General features: G+C 44.2%; 18 protein-coding genes. 5 read left to right on the forward strand and 13 right to left on the reverse strand.

All coding sequences use genetic code 11. From position 1 onward, the window contains the following. Nucleotides 1–204, forward strand: a 204-nt coding sequence (locus ABE021_RS05700) for a hypothetical protein (RefSeq protein ID WP_430287365.1), incomplete at its 5' end; no start/stop codon positions are given. A 326-nt stretch (nt 205–530) separates the two neighbouring features. On the opposite strand, the gene ABE021_RS05705 is transcribed toward ABE021_RS05700, so the two are convergent. Continuing rightward, nucleotides 531–1,397 (reverse strand): nucleotidyltransferase-like protein, encoded by an 867-nt coding sequence (locus tag ABE021_RS05705; RefSeq protein ID WP_430287366.1) that lies wholly within the window; start codon nt 1,395–1,397, stop codon nt 531–533. 127 nt (nt 1,398–1,524) lie between these two features. Here ABE021_RS05705 and ABE021_RS05710 point away from each other — a divergent pair, with 127 nt between their 5' ends. Further along, nucleotides 1,525–1,881 (forward strand): YgzB family protein, encoded by a 357-nt coding sequence (locus tag ABE021_RS05710; protein ID WP_430287368.1) that lies wholly within the window; start codon nt 1,525–1,527, stop codon nt 1,879–1,881. Nucleotides 1,882–1,928: 47 nt separating this feature from the next. Here the strand turns inward: ABE021_RS05710 and perR are convergent, their stop codons facing one another. The 3 genes from perR to bcp all read right to left on the reverse strand — a co-directional run bounded on the left by perR (nt 1,929) and on the right by bcp (nt 3,919). Then, nucleotides 1,929–2,372, reverse strand: coding sequence for a peroxide-responsive transcriptional repressor PerR (perR, locus tag ABE021_RS05715; RefSeq protein WP_430287369.1), 444 nt, complete (start codon nt 2,370–2,372; stop codon nt 1,929–1,931). Nucleotides 2,373–2,483: 111 nt separating this feature from the next. Beyond that, nucleotides 2,484–3,428 (reverse strand): D-2-hydroxyacid dehydrogenase, encoded by a 945-nt coding sequence (locus ABE021_RS05720; protein ID WP_430287371.1) that lies wholly within the window; start codon nt 3,426–3,428, stop codon nt 2,484–2,486. Then, nucleotides 3,425–3,919, reverse strand: a complete 495-nt coding sequence (gene bcp / locus ABE021_RS05725; protein ID WP_430287372.1) for a thioredoxin-dependent thiol peroxidase — start codon at nt 3,917–3,919, stop codon at nt 3,425–3,427. The genes ABE021_RS05720 and bcp overlap by 4 nt, the downstream gene beginning before the upstream one ends. 127 nt (nt 3,920–4,046) lie before the next feature. On the opposite strand from bcp, the gene ABE021_RS05730 reads away from it, so the two are divergent. Continuing rightward, nucleotides 4,047–5,336 (forward strand): glutamate-1-semialdehyde 2,1-aminomutase, encoded by a 1,290-nt coding sequence (locus tag ABE021_RS05730; RefSeq protein ID WP_430287373.1) that lies wholly within the window; start codon nt 4,047–4,049, stop codon nt 5,334–5,336. Between the two features lie 75 nt (nt 5,337–5,411). Next, nucleotides 5,412–6,497: an FUSC family protein gene (locus ABE021_RS05735; RefSeq protein ID WP_430287374.1), complete on the forward strand. Its 1,086-nt coding sequence runs from the start codon at nt 5,412–5,414 to the stop codon at nt 6,495–6,497. A 33-nt stretch (nt 6,498–6,530) separates the two neighbouring features. Here ABE021_RS05735 and nikC read toward each other — a convergent pair whose 3' ends face one another. From nikC to mutY, 9 genes are all read right to left on the reverse strand, one after another. Beyond that, nucleotides 6,531–7,427 carry a nickel transporter permease gene (gene nikC, locus ABE021_RS05740; RefSeq protein WP_430287375.1) on the reverse strand — a complete coding sequence of 299 codons (897 nt, stop codon included), beginning with the start codon at nt 7,425–7,427 and terminating at the stop codon, nt 6,531–6,533. Between the two features lie 17 nt (nt 7,428–7,444). Further along, complete coding sequence (locus tag ABE021_RS05745) at nt 7,445–8,449, reverse strand: ABC transporter permease (RefSeq protein WP_430287376.1); 1,005 nt, start codon at nt 8,447–8,449, stop codon at nt 7,445–7,447. A gap of 119 nt (nt 8,450–8,568) precedes the next feature. After that, a complete protein-coding gene (locus ABE021_RS05750) occupies nt 8,569–10,185 on the reverse strand; it encodes an ABC transporter substrate-binding protein (protein ID WP_430287378.1) in 1,617 nt (538 codons plus the stop codon). Further along, nucleotides 10,182–11,207, reverse strand: coding sequence for an ABC transporter ATP-binding protein (locus tag ABE021_RS05755; protein ID WP_430287379.1), 1,026 nt, complete (start codon nt 11,205–11,207; stop codon nt 10,182–10,184). The genes ABE021_RS05750 and ABE021_RS05755 overlap by 4 nt, the downstream gene beginning before the upstream one ends. After that, nucleotides 11,179–12,201 carry an ABC transporter ATP-binding protein gene (locus ABE021_RS05760; protein ID WP_430287380.1) on the reverse strand — a complete coding sequence of 341 codons (1,023 nt, stop codon included), beginning with the start codon at nt 12,199–12,201 and terminating at the stop codon, nt 11,179–11,181. The genes ABE021_RS05755 and ABE021_RS05760 overlap by 29 nt, the downstream gene beginning before the upstream one ends. 145 nt (nt 12,202–12,346) lie before the next feature. Next, nucleotides 12,347–14,092, reverse strand: coding sequence for an ABC transporter ATP-binding protein (locus tag ABE021_RS05765; RefSeq protein WP_430287382.1), 1,746 nt, complete (start codon nt 14,090–14,092; stop codon nt 12,347–12,349). A 48-nt stretch (nt 14,093–14,140) separates the two neighbouring features. Next, the gene (gene ntdP, locus ABE021_RS05770; protein WP_430287384.1) at nt 14,141–14,689 is read right to left on the reverse strand and encodes a nucleoside tri-diphosphate phosphatase; all 549 of its coding nucleotides are present in this window, start codon (nt 14,687–14,689) and stop codon (nt 14,141–14,143) included. A 158-nt stretch (nt 14,690–14,847) separates the two neighbouring features. Then, nucleotides 14,848–15,045 (reverse strand): gamma-type small acid-soluble spore protein, encoded by a 198-nt coding sequence (locus ABE021_RS05775; protein WP_430287385.1) that lies wholly within the window; start codon nt 15,043–15,045, stop codon nt 14,848–14,850. 60 nt (nt 15,046–15,105) lie between these two features. Continuing rightward, nucleotides 15,106–16,158 carry an A/G-specific adenine glycosylase gene (mutY, locus tag ABE021_RS05780; RefSeq protein WP_430287386.1) on the reverse strand — a complete coding sequence of 351 codons (1,053 nt, stop codon included), beginning with the start codon at nt 16,156–16,158 and terminating at the stop codon, nt 15,106–15,108. Between the two features lie 111 nt (nt 16,159–16,269). Between mutY and ABE021_RS05785 the strand changes: the two genes are divergently transcribed. Continuing rightward, on the forward strand, nt 16,270–17,253 hold the full coding sequence (locus ABE021_RS05785) for a metal-dependent hydrolase (protein WP_430287387.1): 984 nt from the start codon (nt 16,270–16,272) through the stop codon (nt 17,251–17,253). Nucleotides 17,254–17,256: the final 3 nt, after the last annotated feature.

The raw sequence follows: 17,256 nt of genomic DNA on the forward strand, positions 1-17,256 counted from the left end.
AGGATCAAACTCTCCATAAAACCGGCAGTCGATCTGCAGCACATTACGTCGTCAGCTTCACTTGCTCAGTCGGTCACGTACCAAAGTACGCTCCCTCCTTCACTCGATCGCTTCCTAGTACTGCACTACATCTCGTCAGCCAGCATGAGAATTGATTGCTCAATTCGTACTGGCATCATTTCTGATGTCTATCAGATCGATTAAGATCTGTTTTGTTTGTTCCGCCGGCAAAGCCGGTTTCCCAAACGATAATTCATTGACATTTTGCTGTTCAGTTTTCAAGGTTCATTTCGCCGTTCTCTCGAAGCGACTTGATTATCTTAACACGACTGAGATACTCAGTCAAGTTATTTTTGAAAAACTTTTTTCGTTCATCTCAGCGGATTTTGTAAGCTAGTTAGTTACCTCCGCGGCGACAAGATTTATAATAACATTGAAAGCAATTGTACGTCAACACTTTTTCAAAAAAAGTTTCAGAAGTGCTTCACAACGCGGTTTTAAGACAAAAAAACAGCCGGTGTTTACGGCTGTTAGTCGATTACACTATACATACGATGATAAAGGAACTCGTTCTTGGAGTCGATAGACAAAACCTTAATAATGTTTTTCTCTATTAAGAATTCGATCAGCATTTCAAGATCAACTGAGTACATACTCAATTCCTCATGTTCATGAAGTTCCTGAATTGTCCACGTCTCTTTTTGCGACATCACCTTCAGGATATGATGCACTCCATACTCCGTGCGGTTATGAATGAAGAACTCACTTGCAAGGAACATAAGCTCCAACCGTTTTTCAATCGGCTCCTCGCTCATAATAAGTTCTTCGTAGAGCTTATATATGGAAGGATCGATTTTCTTCACTTGAGACCAGACAGTTACCTCTGGAAGAATGCCTTTTTCAATTACTGACAATCTCGCTAAATGATGAAGGGATTGGACAGCATGATGATAGGCATCCATATAATGTTGCTGCTCAAAAAACGTCTTTCCTTCCATATAACGCCGAACTAGTTTCGCAAGCTCGATTCCCATTTTCAAATCCCTGCCGAAGAAAGGATGTTCTTGCAGTTCAGTTTTCAAGTCTTCTATATACTCATTACGATCGAAGAAGACTTTGCCGTAGAATAGCCAATCTACAACTTTTCGTTTCGTTCCAAGAAGGAGCCATTTCTTAAGTTGTCTTTCACTGATGATGTGAAGGGCAGCCTTCTCTTCCCCATCAGTATAATGCTTCGTTTGAATCGGGATTGTATTTGATGAAGAGATGATCAGCAGAATTTCATCAAATGTATCGGTAAGGGGATCTCCTTCCCATCGTTTGCTAACGAGTAGCACACCGAGTGTGTCAGGAAAACTTGCCCGTTCTTGATAGATTGGTCTGAGTGTTTGTTCCATTGTAATTCCTCCCTAGATGATATATAAGTTCGCCAGTGGTTTCTCAAATCCTTCTTCAAGAGACTCCTATGTTGCTCTAGTAGAAAATGTGCTATATTAAGGGAGCGAATCACAAGGAGGTCATGCAATGAAACCTTATAAGAATAAAATCAATCGCATTCGGTCATTTGCTCTTTCACTCATCTTCATCGGAGTGATTGTTATGTATATCGGTCTGTTCTTCAGAAAGTATGAAATCGTCATGCTGCTGTTCATGATTCTTGGTGTGTTAGCTATTCTGGCCAGCGTAGTTGTCTATGCTTGGATCGGAACCCTTTCAACCCGAGCCGTTCAAATCGTCTGTCCGAATTGCGGTAAGGAAACGAAGATGCTTGGGCGTGTTGACATGTGCGGACACTGTAGAGAACCACTTACAATGGATCCCACACTTGAAGGAAAAGACTTTGATGAAATCTACAATAAACCAAACAAACGGAATAGTTAAATTCAAAAACACGTACTTCTCTTCACGCGAAAGAGAAGTACGTGTTTTCAATTTGCTTTAGTAGCTTGTTTTTCACATGTAGGACATATGCCATACACTTCTAAACGATGAGAGTTCACTTTGAAACCGGTCACGTAGGAAGCCAATCGCTCCACTTCTTCGAGCCCCGGGTGATGAAAATCGACAATACTACCACATTCATCACAAATGATGTGGTAATGATCATGTGTTACAAAATCGAATCTGCTAGAAGCATCCCCATACGTCAATTCCTTCACAAGACCGGAATTCCTGAAGACACGCAGATTGTTGTAGACTGTCGCCACACTCATATTCGGAAAATCGCCCTCGAGTGCTTTGTAGATTTCATCAGCCGTTGGATGGGTTTCAGAAGAGATGAGGAATTCTAAAATGGCATGCCGCTGCGGAGTGATCCGCACGCCGCTTTCCTTCAATGTGACTAGCGCATCTTTAAGCATTGCACCAGACATAACGAACACCTCTATTCCATAAGGATTACTTCTTTATAATCATTATAATTAGTTTACTGAATTCGCTGTCTGGTGTCAACCATTGAGGTTTACTAACCACTTGCTCAGCATTTAGTACCCTCGTTCTATCTCAATTACATTTTTGAATTCTCCGTTCCCTTTGAGCCAAACTTGAAGATTTTCTTCGAATATCTCAAGAGCACGTTCCACATACTTGGCTGACAATGCGGAAACATGGGGAGAAACCGTACAATTCCCCAGTTCCCATAACGGACTTCCTAAAGGTAACGGCTCTTTTTCAAATACATCAAGTACTGCGTGGGCAATCTCACCTTGTTGGAGTGCGTCCACAATCACCTGTTCTTTTACTAAGTCCCCGCGGCCGAAGTTTAGAAATACTGAGGTCTCTTTCATTTGCTGGAAATGTGACCGATCCAAAATCCAGCGTGTTTCTCGAGTACTAGGTAATACGGAGATGACATAATCCGCTTCGGGCAGGCGTTCTGTTATATAGTCGAATGAGATATCCTCATCCATGCCGTCATGAACACTACCTGATCGGCTACAACCAATCGTATATACACCAAAGGCTTGAAGCAACCTGCCGATTTCTCCCCCAATGGCGCCTGGTCCAAGAATTAGCGCCTTCGAGCCACGCAATTCACTGGACTTCATCTTTTCCCATACTTTTTGCTTTTGCTGCTCATGGATTAGAGGAAGTGCCCGGTTAAGTGAAAGGATGTGGGCCAGTACAGACTCCGCCATAGGTGTTTTGTGGATACCACTCACATTCGTCACGAGGATTGCACGTTCTCCTAATTTTTCCAGAGGCATTTTATCAACACCGGCGGACGCGACCATTACCCATTTCAAATCCGTCAGCTGTTCCAAAATTTCTTCAGTCAAGTCACTGCCATATGTAACTAGGATGGTGACTTTTTTATCCCCTGCGCCTTCGATGCTATCCGAGAAGTCAAAGTGGACTTGCGGGAACTTTCCGGTCAGCTCCTGACGAAACTTTTCCTTGATGGGAAACGTTATTAACACATTCGTCATTGTGACTCACCGTTCCCTTCATTAGATACCTGCAACAATGTTCGATACACCGTATCGATATGTCCATCCACTTTAACCTTGCGCCATTCTTTAATGACAGTGCCAGTTGGATCGATGAGGAATGTGGAACGCTCAACTCCCATATATTCTTTTCCGAAAGTCTTTTTCAATTTCCATACCCCGTACAGCTCGCAAACAGTGTGTTCAGTGTCTGCTAATAGTGAAAATGGGAGTCCGTGTTTGGCGCTGAACTTGAGATGGGATGCTTCGCCATCGGGGCTTACTCCTAAAATGACCGCGTCCAGTGCACTGAAGTCCGAATGGCTCTCTTTAAACGTTTGTGCTTCCAGAGTACAGCCGGGTGTCGAGTCTTTCGGATAAAAGTAAAGAATCACATACTTCTTTCCTGCATAATCGGAAAGTGACACCGGATTCCCATTTTCATTTTGAAGCGTAAATTCGGGTGCATGCAAACCTTCTAGCGTTGACATTCCTCATTCCCCCTATCGGATTCTTTCCTATTATAGTATCGGACTACTCCGTCTTTTTCAATTCCTTTGGTGTTTCGTTCATTTTTAGGTAAAATAGAAAAGAACTGATTTGAACGGAGGAATAGAAATGGAACGATCTAACTCAGAAACAATCTATGCAGAAGCGTGTGAACATATAGTTGGTGGTGTCAACAGTCCATCGCGGGGTTATAAGGCTGTCGGCGGCGGAGCGCCTACTGTCATGGAACGTGCAGAAGGCCCTTATTTCTGGGACGTTGATGGAAATAAGTATATTGACTACTTAGGCGCATATGGTCCGATCATTACAGGGCATGCCCATCCACATATAACAGCAGCTGTCACGAAAGCGGCTGAAAATGGTCTGCTCTATGGAACACCAACGAAACATGAAGTGAAATTCGCAAAAATGATCAAAGAAGCCATCCCTGGTTTGGATAAAGTGAGATTCGTCAACTCAGGTACTGAAGCGGTCATGACAACGATCAGAGTTTCTCGAGCCTATACAGGACGTACAAAAATCATGAAATTCGCAGGCTGTTACCACGGGCACTCCGATCTTGTACTAGTAGCTGCCGGTTCAGGACCTGCAACACTCGGAACACCTGACTCAGCAGGTGTCCCTAAAACCATTGCAGAAGAAGTTATCACAATTCCATTCAACAATCCGGATGCATTTAAAGCTGCTATGGACAAATGGGGAGACGAGATCGCTTGTATCCTAGTGGAACCGATCGTCGGGAACTTCGGCATCGTGGAACCTCAAGAAGGTTTCCTTCCACTTGTCCATGAACTTGCTAAAGAAAAAGGCGCGCTTATCGTATACGATGAAGTCATCACAGCATTCCGTTTCCATTATGGATCAGCAGCTGAATTACTTGGGCTGGAGCCGGATTTGATGGCTCTTGGAAAGATTATCGGTGGCGGTCTTCCAATCGGTGCCTATGGCGGCCGCTCGGAAATCATGGATACTGTTGCGCCCCTCGGACCAGCTTACCAAGCAGGAACAATGGCTGGAAATCCTGCATCGATGCTTTCAGGAATCGCTTGTCTGGAAGTTCTCCAAACGCCTGGTCTGTATGCAGAATTAGATCGACTCGGTGCAATGCTGGAAGAAGGGATTCTCCAATCTGCAAAAAAACACCACGTTCCGATCACTATTAACCGGAAATGCGGCGCACTTACCGTATTCTTTACAGAAGAGACCATTGTGGATTACGACCAAGCAGAAGCGACTGATGGAGAGCGTTTCGGAAAGTTCTTCAAACTCTTACTGAAGAACGGCGTAAATTTAGCGCCTTCTAAATACGAGGCTTGGTTTATCACTTCAGCACACACAGAAAAGGACATACAAGATACACTAGTTGCTGTTGACCTGGCATTTGCAGAATTACTTTAATCGCAGACTGTTGACCAGTTCAGCTATTTATCGTAAAGTAGCGCAAAAGAGACCGTTAAAGAGAGGAATACAATCATGAAACTTGGTGCCCGCAGTTTGAAAACGGGTGTTGCGATCGTCTTCGCATTGTTCGTTGCCCAATTGCTCGATTTGCCAAATCCAGTATTCGCAGGGATTGCTGCGATATTTGCAATTCAACCGACCATTTACCGGTCTTATTTAGAGGTTATTGAACGAATTCAAGGTAATTTGATCGGTGCTACCATCGGGGTTGTCTTCATTCTGGTTTTCGGACATCAATTGGTCATCATAGGGCTCGCAGCTGTGATTGTGATACTAGTCATGCTCAAACTGGGATTGGAAAAATCGATTGGCCTTGCACTCGTCACTACGGTTGCTGTCATGGAAATCCAAGGGGATGACTTTCTTTTGTTCGCGTCACTTCGTGTCTTGACGATTCTAATAGGAGTACTTGCCGCATTTTTAGTCAATCTCATCTTTATGCCGCCAAAATACGAAGTCAAGCTATTCCAATCAATTCACCAAGTACAAGATGAAATCATCCGTTGGATCCGTTTGACGGGTCGGCAAGCATCTGACTTTATCGCCACAAAAAACGTAATTGTCAACTCACGAGAACAATTGACGAATATCGATCAACTCTACTCGTTATACAAAGAAGAGCGGTATTACTTGAAGAAGAACCAATATGCAAAAGCACGGAAGCTCGTTATTTATCGGCAAATGATTGTTTCGTCGAACGCAAGTCTTCAAGTTCTGAAGAAGCTCCACTTGTATGAAAGTGAGCTGGCTATGCTGCCAGATCACTTTAAAATGATGGTGCAGGAACGTTTGGATGCTATCCTTACGTATCACGAACAATTACATTTGAAATTTGTCGGTAAGTTAAAAGCAGATCAGTTAAGTACGGGACTACATGATGAGTATATCCAGCGGCATGAAGTCATGGAAATCTTCGTGAAAGAGATTGTTCTTTCTAAAGAGGAAGATGAAGAGTTCTCCACTTACTATCTACTCCATATACTCTCTGCTATCCTTAATTACGAAGAACAGCTGGAGCATTTGGATAGTCTCGTTGTTACCTATCAGCGCAGATACGACAGTGAAACCAACACGAAATTCGAAGATGAAATCTATTAAAAAACCTAGAGGCTGCTTGCGCCTCTAGGTTTTTTAACTCTTCATTTTCGGGTCAAGTGCGTCTCGTAATCCATCCCCCATTAAGTTGAATCCTAATACAGTCAACATAATGGCAAGTCCAGGGAAAATCATTGTCCAGGGAGCAGATTGGAGATAATCCTTAGAATCCGCCAGCATTTTGCCCCATTCAGGTTGAGGAGCTTGAGCACCTAGCCCGAGGAATCCAAGGGCTGCTGCTTCTAGAATTGCAGTCGCAATGGCAAGAGTCCCTTGTACGATGACAGGTGCCATCGAATTCGGTAATATGTGTGAAAACAAAATGCGGGCATCTTTCATCCCGATCGCTTTGGCAGAAGTGATGTACTCATCCTCTTTAATACTGAGCACTTTCGAACGGATCAGCCTTCCGAAGTTCGGTACGTTGATGGTGGCAATGGCAATCAGTGCATTGCGTAAACTTGGTCCAAGCACTGCGACAATCGCAATTGCGAGCAAAATGGATGGAAACGCAAGCATGATATCAAAAATGCGGGAAATAATAACATCCACCCAGCGGCCATAATATCCGGCAATAATCCCAAGAATACTGCCAACAACGACCGAACCGATTACGGAGAAGAATCCGACTGCCAGAGAAATTCTGGCGCCATGTATGATTCTAGAGAGGATATCCCGTCCGAAATCATCTGTTCCAAACCAATATTCAGCAGAAGGGGGATGGAGCCGGTCCGCCATATTCTGATCGTTAATGCCTTGTGACGCTATCCACGGTGCCAAAATCGCGATGATGATAAAGAATACGACGACCGCCATCCCTACTACTGCCACTTTACTTTTCCTGAAGCCAAGCCATGCATCCCGCCATGGGCCAGACTCTTTTTCAAGTTTCGCTTCTGCGATTCCGTCAACTTTTGGTGTCAGTTCAGACATGGTGCCAACCTCCTTCCTCAATCATATTTAATCCTCGGGTCAATAACGCCATAGAGTAAGTCAACTATTAAGTTGATCATCACGAAGAAGAATGCAACGACTAGAATCCCTGATTGAATGACAGGATAGTCCCTGTAATTAATGGCATCGTAAATGTAGCGCCCGATACCTGGCCATGCAAAGATTGTTTCTGTAAGAATTGCTCCCCCAAGAAGCATCCCCATTTGCAGACCGACAATCGTCAAAACCGGAATAATCGCATTTTTCAAAGCGTGCTTGTAGACAACCCAAAACATCTTTTGACCTTTTGCCCGCGCTGTCCTGATATAATCCGCTCGCATCACTTCGAGCATACTGGATCGAGTCATACGGGCAATGATGGCCATCGGAATGGTTGCAAGTGCAAGACCTGGAAGGATTAAGTGCTTGAACACTTCCCATAGCTGATCGAATCTGCCATTAAGCATAGCGTCAATCATATACAAATTAGTGACTGCAGAAACTGGGTCACGTACTTGTTCACGACCTGTTGTCGGGAGCCATTGAAGCTCAATGGCGAAAGCCCATTGACCAAGTAAACCAAGCCAGAAGATTGGCATCGATACACCTACCAGAGCTAAAATCATTGCCGTATAATCGAACCATGAATTTTGGAACCAAGCTGAAATGATTCCTGCATTGATGCCGATTACGACTGCGATAATCATCGCGAACAAGGCAAGCTCGAGTGTCGCCGCAAGGTATGGCCAAATTTCATCAGCAACCGGCAATCTCGTTCTCATCGATTCTCCTAAATCTCCAGTGAATAGACCTTTTAAATAACTGAAGAATTGAATGTACCATGGCTGATCAAGACCTAACTTCGCATTGAGCGCAGCAACCGCCTCAGGTGTTGCTTGTTGACCTAATATTACTTGAGCAGGATTTCCAGGTATTGCGCGGATCATCATAAATACAACAAACGTCATCCCTAAAAGTACAGGAATAAGTTGAAACAATCGTTTTCCTATGTAACTGAGCATTCGGTTCACCTCTCATGGCTCTTATTTCGTTCGCATGCAGTACAATCTTCTTAAAAAAACAGGAAAGGGGGATATGGCGAATGGCCTCCCCCTTTAACTCGTACATGTACGTTACAGACTTACTTGAAGTCTACGTTTGAAAGCAAGTCAGAACCAGTTGGGTGTGGTACAAATCCTGTGAGATCCGCTGCTCCGCCAAGTAGTGGCGTTGAGTGAGCAAGTGGTACCCATGGTGCTTCTTCATGAAGGATTTCTTGAGCTTTCATGTAAAGCTCGTTACGCTTATCTTCATCCACTTCAGTTTGTGCTTCAAGGAATAGTTTGTGAGTTTCTTCATTCTTGAAGTACGTGTAGTTGTTGCTTGCGATATTGTCTTCGTCAAGTAGGACGTAGAGGAAGTTATCAGCGTCTCCGTTATCTCCTGTCCATCCAAGCATGAAGGCATCCGCTTCACCTTTACTTGCTTTGTCGAGATATGTTGCCCATTCATAGGAAACGATTTTCGCTTTAATGCCGACATCCGCCAAGTTGCTTTGGATCACTTCCGCAACTTTTGTGCCATCCGGCATGTAAGGTCGTGGAACCGGCATTGCCCATAGCTCCATTTCAAAACCATCTTCAAGTCCTGCTGCCTTTAGTAATTCTTTTGCTTTTTCAGGATCATATGCATACTCTTCAACTTCGTCGTTGTAACCGGAAATAGAAGAAGGCATTGGATTTTTCGCCGATTCTGCACGACCTTCGAAGAACGAATCAATGATTGTTTTCTTATCAATTGCATAGTTCATAGCTTGACGTACTTCTTTTTTGTCAAACGGAGGACGTGTTACTGTAAGTCCTAGGTAACCGACGTTCATAGAAGGACGTTCGAACAACTGAAGTTTGGAATCCCCTTCGATTTTCGCTCCGTCTGCTGGGTTAATGCCATCCGCCAAGTCGATTTCACCGGACGTCAATGCGTTCAAACGTGCTGCATTATCAGGAATTGAACGGAATACGACTTTATCAAGCTTAGGAAGTCCTTCTTGCCAGTACTCTTCGTTCTTCTCGATTGTAATTGAATCGTTCGGCTTCCACTCGACAAATTTGAACGGACCAGTTCCTACAGGATTCCGCTCGTATTCGTCATCCCCTTTTGCAAATGCTTCCGGGCTCGAAATTGCGAACATGCTCATTGCTAGGTTTTTCAAGAATGGTGCTTGAGGACGCTTCAGTTTGAAAACGACTGTGTTTTCATCTTCCGCCTTAACTGATTCGATGACTGCTTCCTCTTCTCCATCGAATCCGCCGAACATGGAGCTATAGTATGGGAACATTTCAGCATCCCCAGCTGACCAGCGTGCGAAGTTCGCGACAACCGCATCTGCGTTGAAGTCAGTACCATCGTGGAACTTAACGCCTTCTTGCAATTTGAATGTATACGTCAAGCCGTCTTCAGATGTTTCCCATTCCTTTGCAAGGCCGGGCTGAATCGTCGTATCTTGCTCACCGAAATTCACCAATGTTTCAAATAGATTGACTGTAACTTTAAAAGTTTCCCCTTCAGTAACACGAGACGGATCAAGAGAAGTTGAATCGCCCCCGCGACCAAATACTAACGTCTTCTCTTTCCCGCTAGCTTTCCCACCATCTTTTTCTGCGCCTTCTTCTTTGTCGTCACTTCCACAAGCAGCAAGTGCTGTAGAAAGAACGAGAAGCATTACCAGCGCAAGTGACCATAATTTCCCTTTCCTCATAAAGACCCCTCCATCTCTTTTTCTTTCACTTCTATGTCAGTGTCTGCCTGTTCACTGTAAAGGTGACAAGCGACAGATTGACCATTCTCATGTTCTATCAACTGCGGAGAGACTTTCGTACAAATATCCATTTTAAAAGGACAGCGTGTGTGGAACGTGCACCCTGATGGCGGATTCGCCGGGCTCGGGATATCCCCATCGATCATTACTTGTTCTTTTACATAGTCCGGATCCGGTACAGGTACTGCGGACAATAACGCTTGCGTATATGGATGGAGTGGTTTTGCATATAACTGCTCACTCGGTGCAAGTTCCACCATTCGGCCCAAATACATCACCCCGACTCGATCACTAATGTGGCGCACAACGCCAAGATCATGGGCGATGAAAATGTAGGTCAAGTCAAACTCTTTCTGAAGATCTTGCATCAAGTTCAACACTTGAGCTTGAATGGAAACATCCAGCGCAGAAACCGGCTCATCTGCAATGATCAGTTTAGGATTTGTCATGAGAGCTCGTGCAATCCCGATCCGCTGCCGTTGTCCACCACTGAATTGGTGTGGATAGCGTTTAGCGTGAAATGCACTTAACCCAACAATCTCCAAGAATTTGATGACCGACTTTTTGCGTTCTTTCGCATCTGAAATGCCATGAACGAGAAGCGGTTCTTCAAGGATCTTACCGATTGTATGCCTTGGATTCAGTGAGGCATACGGATCTTGGAATACCATTTGAATATCCCGACGCATCTTTCTCATTTCATTCGTCGATAACGAAGTCAATTCTTTCCCGTCGAACTCAACAGTTCCTTCAGTCGGTTCCAATAATCTCATGAGCACCCGGCCAGTCGTCGACTTGCCGCAGCCACTCTCTCCTACTATTCCGAGCGTTTCGCCTTTATTTACATAAAACGATATGTCATCTACCGCTTTTACATGCCCCACTGTTCGCCCTAGCAGCCCCTTTTTAATAGGGAAATACTTTTTAAGTCCTTCAACTTTCAACAAAGGCTTTTGGTCCATCTTCGGTCACTCCTTCCTCACTATATAAGAAGCATCTCGTCTGATGACCAGTTTCTGTGTGAATCAGTGTTGGATCTTCTACTAAACACCTGTCGAATGCATATTCACAACGAGCTGCAAATTTACATCCCTGCTTAATGGATCCGGGTTTTGGTACGTTCCCAGGAATGGAGTAGAGGCGTTCTTTTTTATAGCGCATATCCGGTACTGACTGAATAAGTCCTTTTGTGTAAGGGTGTTGAGGGTCCTCAAAAATCTTTTTCACTGGAGCCTCTTCAATCACCTGCCCCGCATACATGACAATTACCCGCTCGCACGTCTCAGCTACAACACCAAGGTCGTGTGTGATCAGCATAATCGCAGTATCGAGCCGTGTATTCAACTCTTTCATCAACTTCAAAATCTGTGCCTGTATCGTTACGTCCAGAGCAGTGGTCGGCTCATCTGCAATGAGAAGCTTCGGATCGCAGACGAGTGCCATCGCAATCATGACCCGCTGTCGCATCCCGCCGGATAACTGATGGGGGTATTCGTCAATCAATTCATCTGCACGGGGCAGTCCTACTAATTTCAACATTTCAACCGCTCGAGCTCTGGCTCTCTTTTTGGACCATTTCTTTTCGTGGATTAAAATCGCTTCAGACATTTGGTTTCCAATTGTGAAAAGTGGGTTCAACGATGTCATCGGTTCTTGGAATATCATCGCAATGTCATTGCCACGTATGTATCGCATTTCTTTCTCGCTTTTCTTCAGCAAGTCATTACCCTGAAATAGTATTTCGCCACCCGTAATTTTCCCAGGAGGTTTCGGTACTAGACCCATCACTGATAGCGAGGTCACACTTTTCCCACATCCGGATTCACCGACTATACCAAGCACTTCCCCTTCTCTAACAAAGAAATCGACGTGGTCGACTGCGGGGATTGCTCCTGAGTCAGTAAAAAAAGTGGTTTGCAAGTCTTTAACGTCTAAGACCTTTTTTCGTTCGCTCATGGTACCGCCCTCTCCCAATACTATTTTTCTCAAAATAACTTCTATTCAGTATTATACGTTTTTTCAGAGTTAAATCAAGACAATTTTCTATACTATCAAAAAAAGCAGACAATTAAGAGTTTGCCTCTTAATTGCCTGCTAGGGGTCAGATAGATTGGACTTGAAACAGGTTGTAGTAGATGCCTTGCTTTGCAATGAGCTCGGCATGAGTTCCCTGTTCCTTCAGCTCACCGTGGTCAATGACTAGGATTTTGTCTGCATGTGTGATGGTGGACAATCTATGTGCAACAATCACCGTAGTCCGGTCATGAGCAAGCCGGCTCAGTGAATCTTGGATAAGTGCTTCACTTTCCAAGTCAAGAGCTGAAGTAGCTTCGTCCAAAATAAGCATGGGCGGATTCTTCAAGAACACTCGTGCAATCGAAAGCCGCTGTTTCTGCCCGCCCGAAAGTTTAACGCCGCGCTCCCCTACTGTCGTTTCGTAGCCGTTAGGAAGCTCCATTATGAAGTCGTGCGCATTTGCAGCCTTCGCAGCTGATACAATTTCTTCTTCTGATGCATCCGGTTTTCCCATCAGGATATTACTGCGTACAGAATCACTAAAGAGAATACTATCTTGCAGCACCATACCGATTTGGTCACGAAGCGTTTTCGTCTGGATATCCCGCAAGTCGTGTCCATCGATTCTGATAGCCCCGCCGGTAACATCATAAAAACGGGGAATGAGACTGACGATGGTCGATTTCCCCCCACCACTCATTCCGACAAGCGCTACGGTTTCTCCTGGTTTTACAGTGAAGTTCATGTCTCGCAGGACTGGAAATCCATCTTCTTCATAAGCGAACCCTACGTGATCGAATTCGATTTCACCTTGGATCGCTGGTAGTGCACGTGCATCTTTTTTGTCTGTCACTTCGTAAGGTTCTTCCATCAATTCAAACACTCGGTCCATCGACGCAAATGATTGTGTTAAGGACGTCGATGCATTCACTAATCTTCGTAACGGACTGTACAGACGTTCAATGTATGCTATGAATGCAACCATTGTTCCGACTGATAGAGATCCATTGATAACTTGATATCCTGCATATGAAATGACCAATAACGGAGCGACATCCGTAATGGTGTTCACAACGGCGAATGCTTTCGCGTTCCACTTCGTATGTTCAATCGCTTTGTCGAGAAATTTTCCATTTGTCTCATCAAACCGTTGCTGTTCAATCTCCTCCAGTGAAAAGCTCTTGATGACACTCACCCCTGCGACGCGTTCATGCAAATAGCTTTGAACGTTCGCAAGCGCTTGTGAACGCTCACCCGTAAGCTTACGCAGTTTACCGAAAAAGTGTTTTACGCTATACGCATAGAATGGGAATGCCAGCAGTGTGACGAGCGTCAATGGCACGTCCATCGTCAGCATGATCACAACTGCAATCAGAATTGTCGCTAAATCCAACCATACGTTCATCAAGCCGATCATGACGAAGTTTTTCGTTTGCTCAACGTCATTGATGATCCGGGATATCACTTCACCTGCACGAGTATCCGTGTAAAAACGCAAGCTGAGTTTTTGCAAATGTCCATACAAATTCTGGCGTATGTCATATAAGATTTTGTTGCTGACTAACTGAGCATAATATTGTCTGTAGTATTCAACCGGAGGCCGGATAATGAAGAATACAAGCGCTGTTCCACCAAGCCAGTAGAAAAGTTGTGTTGTTTTCTCATCCGCTGACATCGTTTGTGAACCGATGACATCATCGATTACAATCTTAATGAGAAAAGGGATAAATAGTGGAATCGCAAACTTGATGATACCGATGACGACAGTTAATATAATCTGCCATGTATACGGTTTGACGAATTTCATATAACGTTTTGTACTATCGCCCATTCCATCTCTCCTATCTAAAAAAGCCTGCCGCAAACATCGCAGCCCGGCTTATCGTTCTTCACTCTTCATTTTTTTATAAAACTCATACCGGGAAGTCCAGACATCTATGAAATCAGGAGCAAATGGTCCTTTACGCTGTTTTATCCAACTTAATAGTGTCTCCAGGTTCCGTCGCAAAATTTTATCTATCACTTCAGGATACCCCATTATCATTTTATGCTCTGCATACTCATCTTCATCCAAAATGAGATAGCTCATATCCGGGAACACTTTAACATCCAAATCGTAATCAATGTATTTGATGGCATTGTTATCAAATACGAACGGGGAACTGATGTTGACATAATAGTACACGCCATCTTCCCGAAGCATGCAAATGATATTAAACCAACGTTCTGCATGGAAATAACAAATGGAGGGTTCACGGGTAATCCACGTCCTGCCGTCAGATTCCGTTACAAGGGTTCGATCGTTCGCTCCAATAATAGTATTCCGCGTACCTTTAAGGACCATTGTTTCTTGCCAGACTCTATGGATATGGCCGTCATGCTTATAACTATGTACTTGTACTATTTCCCCTTCTTTAGGAATATCCATCTTTAAAACCACCTTTTCGTGACCCGGAAATTTTCCGCTCCATACTTATCACAACATTATACCAACCGTACCTGAAAATAGAAAATGTTTACACCTGCTGGGCATAGAAAAACCGGCAAGGAGACGATTGCTCCTGCCGGCCGGTGGTGTCCATCCAATTACTTTGTCTGGTCTCCGTAACGATTTGCACGTTGCCCTGAAGCTTGTTGCTTTTTCGCTTCAGCTTTTTGGTTTTGTTGTTTCACGTGCTGTACATCAGTTTCGGCTCCAAACTCTTCGTTCATGAGCGGATTGTTTTGTTGATTTTGTTGCTGTTTCTGATTGTTTTTCTGGTTCCGCTGGTTGTTAGTTGTCATGGATTTTCACCTCCGTAACAACTAGCATATCCAGACGACCAAAAATTATCCTACTTGCACTTATTTATTTTTTAGATGCACGAGGAGTTTGCTCATCGGTTTCGATTTAGGGATGCGTTCCAATTCTTCCCCGGAAAAAAATCGGTACCCTTCCGGAATGGGTGAGCTGTCATGAAGCACTGCATGATACCCTTCGACTAACCACGTAACGTGGGAGAAAACATGTTTGAACTGAGCAAAAGCAGCTCCTTGTTCAATAATAAGTCCCGTATCTTCCTTGAGAACATCTATGGAAGCCATCGAAGGATCACATTCAATTTGCGGGAACTCCCAAAAATCCCCCAGAAGACCTTGCTCCGGTCTCTTTCTTAATAACCACTTGCCGCCTGGTTCAGAAATTGCAAATGATTGGATTGTCATGACTTTCTTTTTGAGCTTTTTCGTTTTAACCGGTAGTTCTTCCTGCTTCCCCGATTCAAAGGCAGAACAAAAATCTCTAACCGGACACAGTAAACAACGAGGGCGGGGTGTACAAATTGTTGCTCCCAGTTCCATTATCGCCTGATTGAAAGAGGAAGGATCTGTTTCATCTATCACGTCCATCACTCGTTGTTCAAACACTTTTTTCGTTTTCGGCAGGGCAATATCCTCTTCGATCAAAAAAAGCCTCGAAAAGACGCGCATGACATTTCCATCCACTGCATGTTCAGGCACTCCATAAGCTATGCTCAATACTGCACCTGCTGTATAGGGACCAATTCCGCGCAAATTCAGAATCTCCTCACGGGTGTGTGGGATTTCACTATTATAATTTTCAACAACTTCCTTGACACCTGCTTGTAGATTTCTGACCCGGGAATAATACCCCAAGCCTTCCCAATGTTTAAGAACCCGCTCTTCTTCAGCTTCCGCCAAAGATTCCATTGTCGGAAACGAGGCGATAAACTTCTCATAATACGGGATGACAGTGTCGACTCGAGTTTGTTGCAACATCACTTCTGAAACCCATATATAGTAAGGATCGGACGTTCTTCTCCAAGGCAGATCTCTTTTTTCTAGATGGTACCACGTAAGAAGTGCTGCGTTAAACTCTTCTTTTTGCGAAATTTTCATGGACACACTCCTTCTAACAGCTAATACTTTTAGGTTATTCAAATTTGGGTATATACTTAAGTAACTGTTGAATTCATTTCAATGGATACGTCAATTTAAAGGAGTGATGGAGTGGACACGGGTACACATATTGCAATGGGCATCGCCATTAGCGGACTTGCCATGGCAGACCCTATCGTTGCCTCACACTCAGCAACCATGGGACCAGTTTTTGCTGGCATTATGCTAGGCTCCCTAGCACCTGATACTGATACTGTTTTAAAACTGCGCAATAATGCCGTTTATATACGGAACCACAGAGGTATGACGCATTCAATTCCGGCCGTTCTGTTGTGGCCGATTATCATTTCAATCGTCTTATCGCTTTTTGTGCCTGAAGTTAATTTCATCCACCTGTGGGCGTGGACATTTCTTGCCGTGTTCGTTCATGTATTTGTGGATATCTTTAATTCATACGGAACGCAGGCATTGCGGCCGTTTTCACAAAAGTGGGTGGCTTTAAGTGTTATTAACACGTTCGATCCCATTTATTTCGGTTTACATGTCGTAGCAATTGCATCTTGGCTTCTTGGAACTCCGCCTGTATTAACGATGGTCGTTCTCTATAGTGTGATCTTCATGTATTACTTACTCCGCTTCGCAGTCCATGGTGCTGTAAAACGAGCTGTCTACAATACAATTCCTGCTGCGACTGAAGTTTACATCGCTCCGACAATGCGTTTCTTCCAATGGCGTATCGCCGCTTCGACCGAAACGGATCATTATGTAGGGCGGGCATACGGTCGTTCCGTGAATATTTACGACAGATTTGATCGTAAACCGTTGCCGGAATCGCCGTATGTAGACGCCGCAATGACAGATCGCAACATAGCTGCATTCGTATCTTTTTCACCTATTTACCGATGGGAGATCTCCCAGGTCGATGTCTTGACTGAGGTACGCTTGATCGACTTGAGATACCGGAGTAAAACATTTTATCCATTTGTGGCAGTAGCCCATGTAGACGAAGACTTTAACGTCGTGAACTCCTATACGGGCTGGATATTCTCGGAAGATAAACTGCGCAAAAAGTTGAACTTCATCCAGGAGTCATAATAG

The organism is Sporosarcina gallistercoris, from assembly GCF_050459885.1.
In the GTDB taxonomy this organism is placed as follows: Bacteria; Bacillota; Bacilli; order Bacillales_A; family Planococcaceae; genus Sporosarcina; species Sporosarcina gallistercoris_A.